The sequence below is a fragment of the Bradyrhizobium sp. AZCC 2262 genome, from assembly GCF_036924535.1.
GTDB lineage: Bacteria > Pseudomonadota > Alphaproteobacteria > Rhizobiales > Xanthobacteraceae > Bradyrhizobium.
The window spans coordinates 1,386,402-1,400,619 of the sequence record NZ_JAZHRT010000001.1; the positions used below are offsets into that span (position 1 = coordinate 1,386,402).

The window sequence follows — 14,218 nt, forward strand, 5'->3', positions numbered from 1 at the left end:
GGCGCGCGGCCGGTCACTCCGCAGCGTCGGGATGCGCCCGTTGATCCATCGTGGGCCGTTCGCTCCGCCACAGCCAGACCGTGAGCGAGCCTGATCTGCCGCGAATCTGTGACTCGACGGGGCCGGCGAGGCTTCCGGTCTTCAGCCGGGCGCCGGTGCGTTCGGCTGCGATGCGCAACGTATCGCTCAGCGCCAATCGAACATCGTGGTGGGCTGCCACTTCCATCAGGCGGCTGGCCACGTTCACGGTGTCGCCGGTCGCGGTGATGTGCTGATGGTTGCGGCCGCCGAGCCGGGAGGCGACGATCGGCCCGAAATGCGCGCCGATCTTGAAGCCAATGCGCGCCGCCATTTCCGACGGCAGGGCTTCGATCCAGCGTTCGGTCTTGACGCAGAGCGCGATCGAACATTGTGCCGCGCGCGTGGCGTCGTCCGGCGATGCCTCGGGCAGGCCGAACAGGATCATGGCGCCGTCACCGAGGAAGCTCGTGATCATGCCGCCGCACCGCGTCACTTCCTTGTCGACCAGGGCGTGAAACTCCTTCAATAGCCCCCGCGTGGCATCCGGATCGAGCGTTTCGCTGAGCGAGGTAAATCCGGAGAGATCGACGAATACGACGGCGGCATTCTGCCTGACCGGCGCCAGCAGGAAGTCGGGATCGCGCATCAGCCATTGCTGCAGGCCGGGCGTCTGGAACTGTTCGAGCAGCCTGTTCTGGACGGCGAGATGCTGCGCGCTGCGCCGGCCCGACCACAATTGCAGCGTACCGAACAGGATGACCGGCGGCGTAGCCGCCAGGATCGTCGTCGCGGCGTCGAGCCATATGCCGTGCGCGAAGGCGATCGCATTTGCGGCTGCCGATGCCAGCATCAAGGCGGTGACCGTCGGCAGACCGATCGCGTTTCGCCGCCACGCCAGCAAACCGACCAGCAGCATCGGAAGCAGGATCGTCGTGCCGGCCTCGACGATGCGAACCGGCCGGTCGCGCACCATGCTGTCCCCCGCCACCAGATGCGTGATCGCGGTGGAAATGATTTCCACCCCCGGCATCAGTGAGTCGAACGGCGTCGGGAAGAAGTCGCCGGCGCCGGTTGCGGTCGCGCCGAGGACGACGATTCGGCCCCGAATGGCTTCCTTGTCGATCTGGCCGTCGACCAGATTTGCGGCGCTGACGGTGCGAATGGTGTGGCGCGGGCCGTAATAGGAAATCGGCAGCGCGTAATCGGAAGCGGTCGCGATCGGCCGGTCGCCGAACTTGAGGCGGTCGGGTTCGATCGTCAGCGGCTTTCCGATGGCGACAGATGCGACACGAAGCGGAAACGACAATTCGATCTTGTCGCGTGTCCGGAACAGCATTGGGACCGACAGCGGCGTGCCGGTCTGGCCCGTCGCCACATTGGCGATGCCGACTTCGGCGCGGTCCGCAAATGCCGGGAGCGGCAGCAGGAAGCGGTCGGCCTTCGGCAGGCGGGCCAGCGGTCCGTCGTCTTCGGCGGAAGGCTGAACGGTGTTCGAAAATACCGCCGCCGCCGCAAGCACGGTCGGACTCGCCGCGAGCGCTTTTGCGAGCGCCGCATCGCCATCGGCGGGTCCCTTGTCGACCAGGAGAAGATCGATCGCGATCACCTTCGGCTCCAGCCGCGCGATCGCCTCGACGATCCTGGCTATTTCGGCGCGCGGCAGCGGATAGGTGCCGCCGAGTTTGACGATGGTGTCGTCGATCGCAACGATCGTGACGAGGTCCGGCGGCGCCTTAACGCCGCGCGCCAACGTTCGCACGTCAGTCAATGCCGACTCGAGCCGGTCGAGAAACCGCAAATGGCCGCTGGTATGGCCGAGCCATATCGCGCCTGCCCACAATCCCGTGCAGAGCAACGCAACCAGAATATGAAGACGTCGACGGTTCATTTGCGTGTCTTCTATTGTCCCAATCTTGCCATCAGGGCCGCAACGCGCGCAGGCGGCCAGCGCTTGACGATCAGGTCGCCCGATGGCTCGACATCGACGCCGTCACCGGCGCCGAGCACGACGCTGCCGCGGCCGGCGGGGCGCGCCACGCTGACGCGGCCGTTGACGACGAACACCGATGTCTTTGCACCTTCGGCGTCCACCGCCCATTTGGTGCCGCGCACCGCCGCAATCGCCTGCGGCGTTACCACGTCGAACCGGGTGCGACCCGGCTTCTTCGGCACTTCGAGCAACAGGGCCTTGTTGCTGAGTTCGACGGAATCGACATGGCCATCGCGGTTGCGATCCCTGAGCTCGAACGTCGCGCCGCTTTCGGCCACGATTGTGATCGCGGTCGGGCAATGGAGCGTTTGTGTTCCCTGGGCTGCCTGTTGTGCATTGCAACCGAATTTGGCCGGCTGGGCTACCGCATCACCGGTGAGCAGCAGCAGGCTTGAAAAAGCGATCCATCCGGCGCGTGCCAGCATTGTCATGGCAGCTTCCCCTTCCGGGTATGGGAGAAATTGGATTGATACGGTACCGTATCACGATGGTGCCCCCGTATGCAAAGCGAATTAGGCGCGTACATAATGTGTCTGCTGACGGCTCGTAAGGTTCGGCGATAACGCCAATCGCGCGATTCAATCGAAGAACGTGCCGGAAATGGCTGATTTGCGGCACGGACCCACGCGGATGCAATGCCGGTATGCAACTTTTATGCGCGAGCCCTCAAACGACGGGTTTCGGGGTCACTTTTCTGCTGACCTGTCGGACCGCAGGGGCTCGAAACGTCTTGTAACTGGTCAACCAAGATCGAGGTTTTGTCATGTCCGGTTCCTCCCTGAAACCCGCCGCTGAACTCGCACGTGGCAACGGCGTGCGCTTTCCCAACGAGAACGCCGAGTATCGCCGCGCCCGCGAGCAATTGCTGACTGAAGAGATCGAGCTGCGCCGTCACATCGAGCGGGTCGCCGAATTGCGCCGCACGCTGCCGCCGGGCGGCGCGGTGACGAAGAATTACGAATTCGAAGGCGAGGGCGGCAAGGCGACGTTGCCGGACCTGTTCGGCATCAAACAGACGCTTGTGATCTACAGCTACATGTTTGGACCGCAGCGCGAGCAGCCGTGCCCGATGTGCACATCGTTCATGAGCACCTGGGAAGCGAAGCTGCCCGATGTCGAACAGCGCATCGCGTTCGTGTTCGTGGCGCGCTCGCCGATCGCGCGGCTGATCGCGGCGAAGAGGGCGCGCGGCTGGACGCGGCACCGGATCTACTCGGACGCATCGGGCGACTACACGCGCGACTATGTCAGCGCCGCGGATGCGGATGCGCCCGGCTACAACGTGTTCACGCGCCGCGACGGCAGCATCCGCCATTTCTGGTCCGGCGAAATGGGACCATCGACCGCCGATCCCGGACAGGACCCGCGCGGCGCACCGGATATGGATCCGCTGTGGACCGTCCTCGACACGACGCCCGAAGGGCGCGGCAAGGATTGGTATCCGCGCTTGAGTTATTAGCGTCTGCAACCCGCGAACGTTGTGGGCGCTATTTACAAATCCTGGAATTGCTGTATGTGATCGCGCGCTTCTCGCCGATCTCCGGGAAAGACGATGCTTCGTATGGACACCAATGCTTCACGTTATGCAGGCCAGCCGGTTGTCCGGCGTGGTCGCGCTTTGGCGTGTGCTGTTGGCGTGCATTCGACGAGAGCACCGATTTCGCCAAGCGAACTAGCAGCGTAGCGGCAGCGGGTCATCCCTCTGCCGTCCAGGCAGAGAGAAATGATCCGCACGCGGCTAAATGCACCCCCAACTCCCTGCCTGCAAACCGAACCGGCCCGTGTCGCGACTGACATGGGATTTGACCGAAGTCCCGAAGGGCCTTCGGAACGATGTATATTGCAGTGAAGGAGGATCAGATGCGATCCGATCCCTACCAGGAGCGGGCCAGGGCTTTGGCCGTTGAAGCCGGGCTTGACCCCTATGCGAAGATCGATCGGCCCGGCCAGCGGCCGATGCCGACGTGGTGCCTGTTTCGCGATGCCGCGCGCAAGGAAAAGCTTGCGCGGGACGCGGAGGCTGTTGCCGCCGATATCGCGCTCAAGCCCCAGGCCGCGCAGTACCAGAACAGCCCGCTCAAGGTCTTTGGCAACCATGATGACGCCACGATCGCGCAGATGCGCAATTGCATGTCGGTCGGCAACGCCGTCGCCGGCGTGATCTGCGCCGACGGTCATCTCGGCTATGCGCAGCCGGTCGGCGGCGTGATCGCCTATGAGAAGCAGATCAGCATCTCCGGTGTCGGCTTCGACATCGGCTGCGGCAACATGGCCGTGCGCCTCGACACGCCGTTCAGCCAGATCGAAAGCAACGTCGGCACGATCATCAAGGACGTGCACAACGTGATTTCGTTCGGCGTCGGACGCACCAACGACGAGCGGGTCGAGCATGACCTGTTCGACGACGGCGATGCGTGGCGCGAGTCCGACATGGGCGCTTACCGGCAGAAGGCGGTCTCGCAGCTCGGCACCGTCGGCTCGGGCAACCACTATGTCGACCTGTTGCGCGACGAGGAGGGCTTTGTCTGGATCGGTGTGCACTTCGGCAGCCGCGGCCTCGGCCACACCAGTGCGACCCGCTACCTCAAGGCCGCGGGCGGCAAGGACGGCATGAACGTGCCGCCCGCCGTCATCGACGAGGACAGCGAGATCGGACGGCGCTACATCGCGGCGATGCAACTCGCCGGGCGCTACTCCTATGCTGGCCGCGAATGGGTGATCGAGCGCGTGCGCAGGATCATCGGCGGCGAGGTCACCGACATGGTTCACAATCACCACAATTACGCGTGGCGGGAGAACCATGGCGGCAAGGATTTGTGGGTGGTGCGCAAGGGCGCAACGCCGGCATTTCCCGGTCAGCGTGGCTTCATCGGCGGATCGATGGGCGACGACGCTGTGATCGTCGAGGGCGTCGACAGCGAGGAGGCGAAGGCTTCGCTCTACTCGACGGTGCACGGCGCAGGCCGCTTGTTCGGCCGCAAGGAGGCCAAGCGGCGGTTCACGCGGGCCGAGATGGACGCCTGGCTGCAATCGCGTGGCGTGACGCTGGTAGGCGCCGACCTCGATGAAAGTCCGATGGCCTATCGCAGGCTGCCGGAGGTGCTGGCCGAGCACGCCCGCTCGATCAAGGTGCAGCACACGCTGCGCCCGTTCGCAGTCGCCATGGCCGGCGAGAACGAGTTCGACCCGTTCAAGGACTAGCGGGATCGACCCTCGGATCAGGTCCGGGGGCATGTTTCGCTGGAAAACGCGCCAATGCCGCAACTTGGCCCGATATGGGACATCCGGTGGGCAGACATACCGGATGTCACCGATTTTGGTGGAACCCGCGGCATCAATACGAAAGCAATTTCCTCAATAGTTCCATACTCTTGTTCCATGCCTTACATCCGCCCGAGTTTAAGTCGGATTTAACTAAAAGCCGCCTTAATGACGCTCTGTGCCTCTGCGAGATGCTGTCGGGGACCTATCCGGACGCGGCATCAAACCGGGGGAGTTGGTGGAATTGTTGTTCTGGGCGTTGTGTAAATGAGTAAGCGTATGCGTGCGTTCGGCCCTGCGGTGCACAACCGCAGGAAACCTTCCCGTAGGGGCATTCCCCAATATTTCGTCGGCGGTGTCGCGGTCACGGGCCTCGTGCTGGGCTGCGCCTGGACCGTTTACACCAACGTGTTAGGCGCCAGCGTCTATCCATCCGTGAACAGCGCCGCCTTCGAGGCGCCCGCCGTCAAGAACCCGACCGTGGTCGCTGCCCGTCCGGTGCCGCCGGCTTTCAACGAAATCTTCGCATCGCTGCCGCAACAATCCCTGGTGATCCCCGCGCCCGAGAACGTCGCGAGTTCGCTGATGTTCAGCGAACGGTTCGCCGCGGCGGCGCCGCAAGGCGAGCCGTCCAGATCGATCGAAGCCAGGCCCGTCGAACCGACCAAACTGGCGGAAGCTTCGCCGCCGGCCGAAGCGCCGAAGGCCGTGCAGGCGTCGAAGCCTGCCGAAGCGGCGAAGCCGAAAGTTTCTGCGCCGGCCACCCGGCTCGCGTTGGCAACGGCGCCGAAGGAGGCCGAAGCCAAGCTTACGGAAGCCAAAACTGCGGACGCCAAGACCGCGCCGGCGTCCGGCTCTACCATGCGCGACATGGCGCAGCGCGCCAAGGCCGCCGTGATGTCGATTGCTTCCAGCGACAAGCAGACCATGGTCGAAAAATTGTGGGGCAAGCAGTCCTCGCAGAACTCGCTGCTCGCCTTCGCGTCGGCCGACGCCAGCGTCACCGGCAGCATCATCGATACGCGAAGCCAGAACCCGATGATGGGCGGCGCGCCGCCCTATGACCGCCAGACCGCGGTCTATGACATTTCCGCCCAGATGGTTTATTTGCCCGACGGCACCAGGCTGGAGGCGCATTCGGGGCTCGGCTCGAGGATGGACGATCCCAAATCCTCGCATGTGCGGATGCAGGGTGTGACGCCGCCGCACGTCTACGAACTGAAGCCGCGCGAGACGCTGTTTCACGGCGTGCCGGCGCTGCGGCTGACCCCGATCGGCGGCGAGGAAAAAATCTACGGCCGCGACGGGTTGCTCGCGCACACCTACATGCTCGGGCCCAGCGGCCAGTCCAACGGCTGCGTCTCCTTCAAGGACTACTACGCGTTCCTCGATGCCTACAAGAACAAGGGCATCCGCCGCCTCGCGGTGCTGGCGAAGGTCCAGTAGCGGGACTGCATCGCTGCTCTCGTGCGCCGCCTGATGGCGCAAACCCGTCATGGCGCAAATCCAGGCGCCCGGCAAAATAGATCGTTCCTGCGAACGCTGGACACATAATCACCGAATCGAGTCGTGGACGGGATTGCGGCCCCTGTGGTTATATTTCAGAGTGAGTCTCCGCTCGACAACCAATCTGGCGCGAAGCGACATGTGTTCCGCAATCGTCGAAACTCCACCGCCCTTCGCGACCGAAGCATTCGTCGATGCCGGTGCGGCCGTTGCCCGTCTCGAAGAGATCTACGAGCGCAACACCCGGTTCCTTCGGGATCGCTTTGAAGCCTATGTCAATGGCGGGGCGTTCACGACGCGCGTGCGAGCCTGCTATCCGTTCGTGCGGATGACGACCGCGACCCATGCGCGGCTCGATTCGCGTCTCGCTTACGGCTTTGTCGCCGGGCCGGGCGTGCATGAGACCAGCGTGACGCGCCCGGATATTTTCCGCACCTATCTCACCGAGCAAATCGAGCTGTTGGTCAACAATCACGGCGTACCGGTTGAAATCGGCGAGTCGAACGAACCCATTCCGATTCATTTCGCCTATCGGCGGGACATCAACATCGAGGCGGCGCTGACGATTGCCGACAGTTCGGCCTTTACGCGAACGCTGCGCGACGTGTTCGATACGCCCGATCTCGCCGCCATGGACGATGCGATCGCCGACGGCACATTCGAGCTGCCCCCGGGAGCACCCGAACCCCTGTCGCTGTTCCGTGCGGCGCGGGTCGATTACTCGCTGCGCCGGCTCTATCACTACACCGGCACCGATCCCGAGCATTTCCAGAATTTCGTGATCTTCACGAACTACCAGCTCTATGTCGATGCTTTCGTGCAACTGTGCCAGCAGCGCCTCGCATCGGGTGCGACAGGCCCCGATGCCTTCGTTGCGCCCGGGAATACGATCACGCGCAATGCGCGGCTTGGCGGTGGAACGACCGGGATTACGCCTGAGCGCGCGCCACAGATGCCTGCCTTTCATCTCGTCGAGCCCGGCTATGGCGGCATTACCCTGATCAACATCGGCATCGGTCCGTCCAATGCGCGGAACGTCACCGACCACGTCGCGGTGCTGCGGCCGCACGCCTGGCTGATGGTGGGGCATTGCGCGGGCCTCAGGAATACGCAGCGGCTCGGCGACTACGTGCTCGCGCATGGTTACGTCCGCGAGGACCACGTGCTCGACCATGAGCTGCCGCTCTGGGTCCCGATCCCGGCGCTTGCCGAGATGCAGGTCGCGCTCGAGGAGGCGGTCGGCGAGGTTACCGGGCTGACCGGCTTTGAGCTCAAACGGGTGATGCGCACCGGAACGGTGGCCAGCGTCGATAATCGCAATTGGGAAATCAGTGGGCGATCGGTCATTCGACGGCTGTCGCAATCCCGCGCTGTCGCGCTCGACATGGAGTCCGCGGCGATAGCCGCCAACGGCTATCGCTTCCGCGTTCCCTACGGCACTTTGCTGTGCGTCTCCGACAAGCCGCTGCACGGCGAAATCAAGCTCGCCGGCATGGCCAGCGAATTCTACCGGCGACGCGTCGGTCAACATCTCGAGATCGGCCTGAAGGCGCTCGAACGGCTCAAGCACCAGGAGTCGGAGCGCCTGCATTCGCGTAAGCTCAGAAGTTTTGCCGAAGTCGCATTTCAGTAGGCGATGACGTTCAAGCGAGGCTTGTCGCCCGGATGGGCGAAGCGATATCCGGGGGTGTTGGAGTGGTCCCCGATGTCGCTCCGCTCATCCGGGCCACGAACGCGTACCGAGGACGGCGGTTCGGATACAATTTTGGATTGCACTTGATGTCATCTCGGTTATCTTGGTCGCAAGCGATCAGGGCTGGGTAATCATGACATTGGTTCAGGACGCGGGCCGATCCCCGCCGCGATGGGGCAAGATAGCTCTTATTGTTGTGGCCGTGATGTTGACGATCCCGATATTCTCGCCGATCCTCTTCCGGATGTTCCTGTTCCATCCGTTCTATATTCCGGCCCGTTCGATGATGCCGACCTTGCTGGAAGGCGACAGTCTTTTCGTCTCGAAGTATGCCTACGGCTACAGCCGCTATTCGATGCCGTTTTCACCACGTCTGTTTTCAGGGCGCATCTTCGGCTCGGTGCCGGAGCGCGGCGACGTCGTTGTATTCCGGATGCCGAAAAACGACTCGGTCGATTACATCAAGCGCGTCGTGGGATTACCCGGTGATGCTATTCAAATGCAGCAAGGGCTGCTCTTCATCAACGGCGTGCCGGTTAAACGGCGAAGGTTGTCTGATTTCGCCGGTGACGAGCCGTGCGGGATGGGTGATAGCAATCCGACCAAACGCTGGCGCGAGACGCTGATAAATGGCGTGAGCTATGAGACGCTCGATTGCGTCGACAACGGCTTCTACGACAACACGAATGTCTACAAGGTCCCGAGTGGCCACGTCTTCGTGCTGGGCGATAACCGCGACAATTCCACCGACAGCCGGGTGCTTTCGGCGGTCGGTTATATACCGATGGAAAATATCGTCGGCCGTGCCGGCCTCATCTATTTCTCCCGTGCGCCCCGTGCCGGCGGAGAGCCGTCGATCCTGCGATCCGAACGGATAGGCATGCTCGTGCATTGAGCGGGATCTTCGTGCAGCGGCAACTCAGTGTCGCTGCGGGCACCGGCTGATCGGCTGTGACGGAGAAGTCACAAGGCGTGCGGAATTTTGAAAACCGCTCTTGCAACTGAAAGATGTTTCGTTTATTGACCCGCTCCTTCGCTTTGGCCATGTGTTCGGGCTCGTTGTGATCCCGACTGGCGCGGGCCGGTCTTGCGGTTTCGTGTTCCGCCAGGTGAAGACGCGATAGTAGCTCAGCGGTAGAGCGTCGGGGTGACCCGAAGGTCGCCGGTTCGATTCCGGTCTATGGCACCAACGAAGGATAGCTCAGTGGTAGAGCAGATGACTACTAATCATCGTGACGCGGGTTCGAATCCCGTTCAAACGCTCCGGTTCAGCCTAAAAAGCTGATTCCCATTGAAGGGGACCGGACGCGCGCTTCCATCGCAGTCCGGCCGTATTGCCGAAAGGCTTTCCGTCCGAACCTAGACACTGTGAGACCCGCCTTGCGCCGCGGTGGATTCCGCTTGCGTTGATGCCGGGTGGCAACGTTCGACCGCTCGACGCAAGTCGAGTGATCGCGCGCATGCGCCCGATATCTGCGCAGGCTCAAACCCGGCCCGCCGAGCTTTCAGGAAGCGTCGTCCGCGTCCCCACGTCCTTTGCAAAACGAAACCCGCTTTCCGACCCCGAGAGGGCCGGAGGGCAAACCATGGAGGCGTGCCATGACCTGGCATTTGCTGATGAAGACGCTGACGGTGAAGGATGGCGAGCGCGCTTTGCTGACGCGCAACGGCAAGCTCGAGCGCGTGCTCGAACCCGGTCGTCACCGGCTGTTCGATCTGCGGGGTCAGTTGACGGCGGAGATCTTCAACATCGTTCGCGCTGAATTCCCCGCGGAGCGTTACGCCGTGCTGAAGGCCGCGCGGCCCGATCTGGCTGCGGAGCTGTTCGAGGCGGTGGAGACGAAGGCGAACGAGATCGCCATCGTCAGCCTCGATGGCCGTCCCGTGCACCTGATGACGCCCTGGCAGGCGCGCGTCTACTGGAAGGTCGTAACGTCCCTCGATGTCGAGCGCATCGAGGTGGCGGACGATCCCCGCGTGACCGCACGCCACCTGGCGATGATCGAGCGCAACCGTCCCACCATCGTAACGGAAGCGGTGGTCGAGAACCACGAAGCCGGTCTGCTCTATGTCGAGGGCCGGCTGGTGGAGCGGCTCGCGCCCGGACGGCACGCCTTCTGGATCGCCGGCCGCAAGATCGAGGTCAAGCGCCTCGATCTGCGTCCCCAGGCGGTCGAGATCACCGCGCAGGAAATGCTGACCAGGGATCGCATCGCGCTGCGTGTGACCCTGACGGCATTCCGGCGGATCGTCGACCCCGAGCGCGTGGTCGCGGCCGTGCCTGACGTGGATGCGTGGCTGTACCGGTTGGTGCAGTTCGCTATCCGTGAGGCGGTTGCCGGCCGTACGCTCGACGAGGTGCTCTCGGCGAAGGCAACGCTGGATGCGGAGCTGCGCGATTACGTACGTGAGCGCATCGCCGATAGCGGTGTCGAGGTCTCCGAACTCGGCGTGAAGGACGTGATCCTGCCCGGCGAGATCCGCGAGCTCGTCAACAAGGTGGTGGAGGCGGAGCGGGTCGCGAAGGCGAACCTGATCCGCCGGCAGGAAGAGACCGCGGCGACGCGGTCGCTCCTGAACACCGCCAGGCTGATGGAGGAGAACCCTCTGCTGCTGCGGCTCAAGGAGCTGGAGTCGCTGGAGCGGCTGGTGGAGAAGGTCGGTCGCATCGACCTTCATGCGGGTGACGGGCAGGGCCTTGACGCGCTGCTCACCAAGCTGGTCCGCCTGAAGCCCGCGGAGAATGCATGACGGGAAGGGTCGCCCACGGGCGGCCCTTCATTTTTTGTTTTCAGACTTCACGGCGCAACGCTACATTCTCATCCATGTCACAGCCCGATTTTCAGCCGACGCTTGTCGGCCCCAGCATATCAGTCAGGCCCATTTCCATGGACGACTGGACCGACATGTTTGCGGCCGGCTCCGATCCGGAGATCTGGAAAGTGCATCCGGTGCCGGATCGCTACACCGAGGCTGGGTTTCGGAAATTCTTTGATGGCGCGGTGGATTCAAAAATGGGCTTTGCGTTCGTCGACCGGGCGAGCGGGCGCATCATCGGCTCAAGCCGCTATTACGGCTACGAGCCCGAATTGAGCGAGATCGAGATCGGCTGGACCTTTCTGTCGCGCAGCCACTGGGGCGGCCGTGCCAATCGCGAGGTCAAGCGCTTGATGCTCGACCACGCGTTCACCTTCGTCGATACCGTGATCTTCTGGGTCGGCGATCAGAACTGGCGCTCGCAGGGCGCGATGACCAAGATCGGCGGCATCAAGCGCGAGGGACTGTTCACCCGGGCGTTGTCCGGCGACAGGCCGTATTTCATCTTCGAGATCACGAAGGACCGGTATCGGCAGGGCGGTCGCGCACGGGTGGAGTGAGGAGCGAGCATCCTTGCTTGCCGCCTTCCGTCGTATGGCGTTGGCATGTCCATCGATGCCGGTGGCAACGGCGCACGGCGTGCCATTCGTCACGGGCGGATCGGCATGGTGGTGCAACAGCGTGACACTAGTGGCTGCATTACAATGCCGGTGCCGCACGCTCGACGCGGCGCTCGTCGTGGTTGCCGCTCATTGAAGCGCAAAGGCCGCCGTTTCAGCCATTTGCCTTGCCGTGCGCCGGAATTGGAACCCGCGCGTTCCCGTAAGCTTACGGTGTTACCCATGCGCATTTTTGGGTTGCGTCCGGAGACTCATTTGCATCTAACTCCTTAAGAGGAGCGAGCAGTCTGCATTGCGCCCGCGCCTTTGGCGCTCATTGTTAGAGTGAGCGTTTTGAGTGAATGTAGGTAGAGAAAGCAGATTTAAACTCATGTTCAGGCCGCAGTTCCGGGACACTCCACATGGCGATGGTCGCGGACGCTTCACCGCGGGTTCCGTGCAGTGACGCCTCCTGCGGCAATAGGTAATCGCCTTCTTGCAGCATTGCCGGCATCGGATTTCGATCTGCTGAAGCCAGAGCTCGAGGTGATCGCGCTCGATCAGGACGTGGCCATTTCGCGGACGGGCGACGCGATCGAATACGTGTTCTTCCCTTATAGCGGCGCCATCTCGCTGATGATCGACATGGCGGACGGGCATACAGTTGCCATCGCCGCGGTCGGGCGCGAAGGGGCGGTAGGTATTCTTTCGGTGCTCGGGCCGTCGTCTGCAGACAATACCGCGGTCGTTCGTGCGGCCGGCACCGCCGCACGGGTACCCGCATCGCGATTTCACACCGCTTTCAACCGGAGCCCGGCGATACGGCACGCGGTCCAGATTCATGTCAGGGCGATGCTTAAGCAGCTGCAGCTCGGTTCGGCCTGCAACGCGCTTCACCCGGTCGAGGCGCGGATGGCGCGCTGGTTGCTGCAGCTTCGCGACCGCGTCGACCATGATGTGCTCCCGATCACCCAGCAGGCACTCTCGCAAATACTCGGTGTACGACGTACGACCGTGACGCTGCTGATGCGCAATCTGCGCATGAGTGGCGCAATCAGGTCAGATCGACGAGGGCTGATCGAGATCGACCCGGCGCGGCTCGCGGCGGCAGCGTGCGAATGCCACAACGTCATGCACCTCGAAGTCGAGGAGATGTTCGCGACGAATTTGGGCCGGCCTCGCGCGGCGGCTCTGTCCGAAGACCGGCGCATTCCAGGAGTCAAATCGGGCGGTGCCGTCTGAGCGCGTTTGCCGCCGCAGCAATTGCTCGACCTTCCGCATCGCGACCTGCCGCGGCATAGGCGGAAAGCCTATCAAACAGTGGATTCTCGACCCGATCCGGTTCCCTGCCGCCAATCCCGGCCGAGTGTTGACCCGGATGCCGCTTCGAGCCTCGCAATCTCGCGCAACACCTTCGCCGTCTGGCGCAGATCATTGCGCTCAGGACCCGGCTTCAGCCGTCGTGCTTCGTTGAGAAAGTCCCTGGCCTGTAGCAGCCAGGTCGACGTTTCAGTCGATATTTGTATTCGCGCCATGGTGTCCCCCAATCGCGATGACAGCCTGATCAACGCCGACGCTTACGCCAGGGTGTCCGCGCCGCGGCGCCGGACCCGGATGCGCGGCTCGTCGACCCAGGCTTCCGGCGCGAACCAGGCGTGATCGGCGCGGCAAATCGGGCAACGGGTGCGCGAGAAAAACACCACGCTGCGCCTGAAGCTCTCACGATCAGTCTCGATGCCGGTGGGAATTGCGTGTCCGGTTTGCGGACACTTGACCATGACCATACCCATAACGCCCTCCTGGAAATCACTTTTTACGCAGTAAAGTACCGGCCGGTTGGAGCGCGCCTCTTGTCGGTGCGGGTTACTGGGGGGCATCGCGCACCTGGTCTGATCGAGCATCGGGCAGTGGGGCTCTTGCTCGTCACGGGGCTTATTCCTACCGGCCGGATCCCTCCTCAAACGAACCTTTGACGTTGAGCGCGGCTTCTCAGCCCGCTCGGTGAAGAACCTTGGTGAAATGTTTCCTGATCGGCTCGCCTGTTTCCGTCGCGTTCAGCGTGACTTTCACTTCGCATTCACTCACGGCACGATTGTCCTGCTCAGCCGAAAGCATTCCCCGCGACGCCAACCGGCGTCACGAGAGCTCGCGCTCCGCGTTCGATCGGATTTTGGGTGAGCCTTGATCTAGCCCCGACGTTACTTTGCGCCACGAAAAGTCGGGTTGTCGGTTCGGTTTGCGACTCTCGCGCAAATTTTTTTTGAAATTGTCAACACACACCATCGTATATTTATAAAACCATGTGCATAACAAGGATATCCCAACGAGCGT

At 62.8% G+C, this 14,218-nt stretch carries 11 protein-coding genes and 2 tRNA genes; 10 read left to right on the forward strand and 3 right to left on the reverse strand.

The window, feature by feature from the left end; all coding sequences use genetic code 11:
* Positions 1-13: 13 nt before the first annotated feature.
* On the reverse strand, positions 14-1,909 hold the full coding sequence (locus V1283_RS06405; protein ID WP_334385594.1) for a CHASE2 domain-containing protein: 1,896 nt from the start codon (positions 1,907-1,909) through the stop codon (positions 14-16).
* 11 nt (positions 1,910-1,920) lie between these two features.
* Complete coding sequence (locus tag V1283_RS06410; protein ID WP_334385595.1) at positions 1,921-2,442, reverse strand: FecR domain-containing protein; 522 nt, start codon at positions 2,440-2,442, stop codon at positions 1,921-1,923.
* Positions 2,443-2,774: 332 nt separating this feature from the next.
* On the opposite strand from V1283_RS06410, the gene V1283_RS06415 reads away from it, so the two are divergent.
* From V1283_RS06415 to V1283_RS06460, 10 genes are all read left to right on the forward strand, one after another.
* Entirely contained in the window at positions 2,775-3,470 is a 696-nt protein-coding gene (locus V1283_RS06415) for a DUF899 family protein (protein ID WP_334385596.1), read from the forward strand.
* A 401-nt stretch (positions 3,471-3,871) separates the two neighbouring features.
* The gene (locus tag V1283_RS06420) at positions 3,872-5,212 is read left to right on the forward strand and encodes an RtcB family protein (protein WP_334385597.1); all 1,341 of its coding nucleotides are present in this window, start codon (positions 3,872-3,874) and stop codon (positions 5,210-5,212) included.
* A 327-nt stretch (positions 5,213-5,539) separates the two neighbouring features.
* Positions 5,540-6,718: a tlde1 domain-containing protein gene (locus V1283_RS06425; RefSeq protein WP_334385598.1), complete on the forward strand. Its 1,179-nt coding sequence runs from the start codon at positions 5,540-5,542 to the stop codon at positions 6,716-6,718.
* 199 nt (positions 6,719-6,917) lie between these two features.
* Complete coding sequence (locus V1283_RS06430; protein WP_334385599.1) at positions 6,918-8,411, forward strand: AMP nucleosidase; 1,494 nt, start codon at positions 6,918-6,920, stop codon at positions 8,409-8,411.
* A gap of 193 nt (positions 8,412-8,604) precedes the next feature.
* The gene (lepB, locus tag V1283_RS06435; protein WP_334385600.1) at positions 8,605-9,366 is read left to right on the forward strand and encodes a signal peptidase I; all 762 of its coding nucleotides are present in this window, start codon (positions 8,605-8,607) and stop codon (positions 9,364-9,366) included.
* Between the two features lie 222 nt (positions 9,367-9,588).
* Positions 9,589-9,660: transfer RNA gene (locus tag V1283_RS06440), tRNA-OTHER, on the forward strand.
* Positions 9,661-9,666: 6 nt separating this feature from the next.
* Positions 9,667-9,734, forward strand: a tRNA-Ser gene (locus V1283_RS06445).
* 336 nt (positions 9,735-10,070) lie between these two features.
* Positions 10,071-11,222, forward strand: coding sequence for a slipin family protein (locus V1283_RS06450; protein WP_334385601.1), 1,152 nt, complete (start codon positions 10,071-10,073; stop codon positions 11,220-11,222).
* 74 nt (positions 11,223-11,296) lie between these two features.
* A complete protein-coding gene (locus V1283_RS06455; protein WP_334385602.1) occupies positions 11,297-11,848 on the forward strand; it encodes a GNAT family N-acetyltransferase in 552 nt (183 codons plus the stop codon).
* 501 nt (positions 11,849-12,349) lie between these two features.
* Entirely contained in the window at positions 12,350-13,129 is a 780-nt protein-coding gene (locus tag V1283_RS06460) for a Crp/Fnr family transcriptional regulator (protein WP_442895704.1), read from the forward strand.
* A 335-nt stretch (positions 13,130-13,464) separates the two neighbouring features.
* Here the strand turns inward: V1283_RS06460 and V1283_RS06465 are convergent, their stop codons facing one another.
* Positions 13,465-13,677 carry a hypothetical protein gene (locus V1283_RS06465; RefSeq protein WP_334385604.1) on the reverse strand — a complete coding sequence of 71 codons (213 nt, stop codon included), beginning with the start codon at positions 13,675-13,677 and terminating at the stop codon, positions 13,465-13,467.
* Between the last annotated feature and the right edge of the window lie 541 nt (positions 13,678-14,218).

Excerpts from the sequence above, each read along its gene's own strand:
- V1283_RS06465 (WP_334385604.1), bottom strand. The coding sequence starts at position 13,677 with ATGGGTATGGTCATGGTCAAGTGTCCGCAAACCGGACACGCAATTCCC.
- V1283_RS06450 (WP_334385601.1), top strand. The coding sequence starts at position 10,071 with ATGACCTGGCATTTGCTGATGAAGACGCTGACGGTGAAGGATGGCGAG.
- V1283_RS06410 (WP_334385595.1), bottom strand. The coding sequence starts at position 2,442 with ATGACAATGCTGGCACGCGCCGGATGGATCGCTTTTTCAAGCCTGCTG.
- V1283_RS06415 (WP_334385596.1), top strand. The coding sequence starts at position 2,775 with ATGTCCGGTTCCTCCCTGAAACCCGCCGCTGAACTCGCACGTGGCAAC.
- V1283_RS06420 (WP_334385597.1), top strand. The coding sequence starts at position 3,872 with ATGCGATCCGATCCCTACCAGGAGCGGGCCAGGGCTTTGGCCGTTGAA.
- V1283_RS06405 (WP_334385594.1), bottom strand. The coding sequence starts at position 1,909 with ATGAACCGTCGACGTCTTCATATTCTGGTTGCGTTGCTCTGCACGGGA.
- lepB (WP_334385600.1), top strand. The coding sequence starts at position 8,605 with ATGACATTGGTTCAGGACGCGGGCCGATCCCCGCCGCGATGGGGCAAG.
- V1283_RS06455 (WP_334385602.1), top strand. The coding sequence starts at position 11,297 with ATGTCACAGCCCGATTTTCAGCCGACGCTTGTCGGCCCCAGCATATCA.
- V1283_RS06430 (WP_334385599.1), top strand. The coding sequence starts at position 6,918 with ATGTGTTCCGCAATCGTCGAAACTCCACCGCCCTTCGCGACCGAAGCA.
- V1283_RS06425 (WP_334385598.1), top strand. The coding sequence starts at position 5,540 with ATGAGTAAGCGTATGCGTGCGTTCGGCCCTGCGGTGCACAACCGCAGG.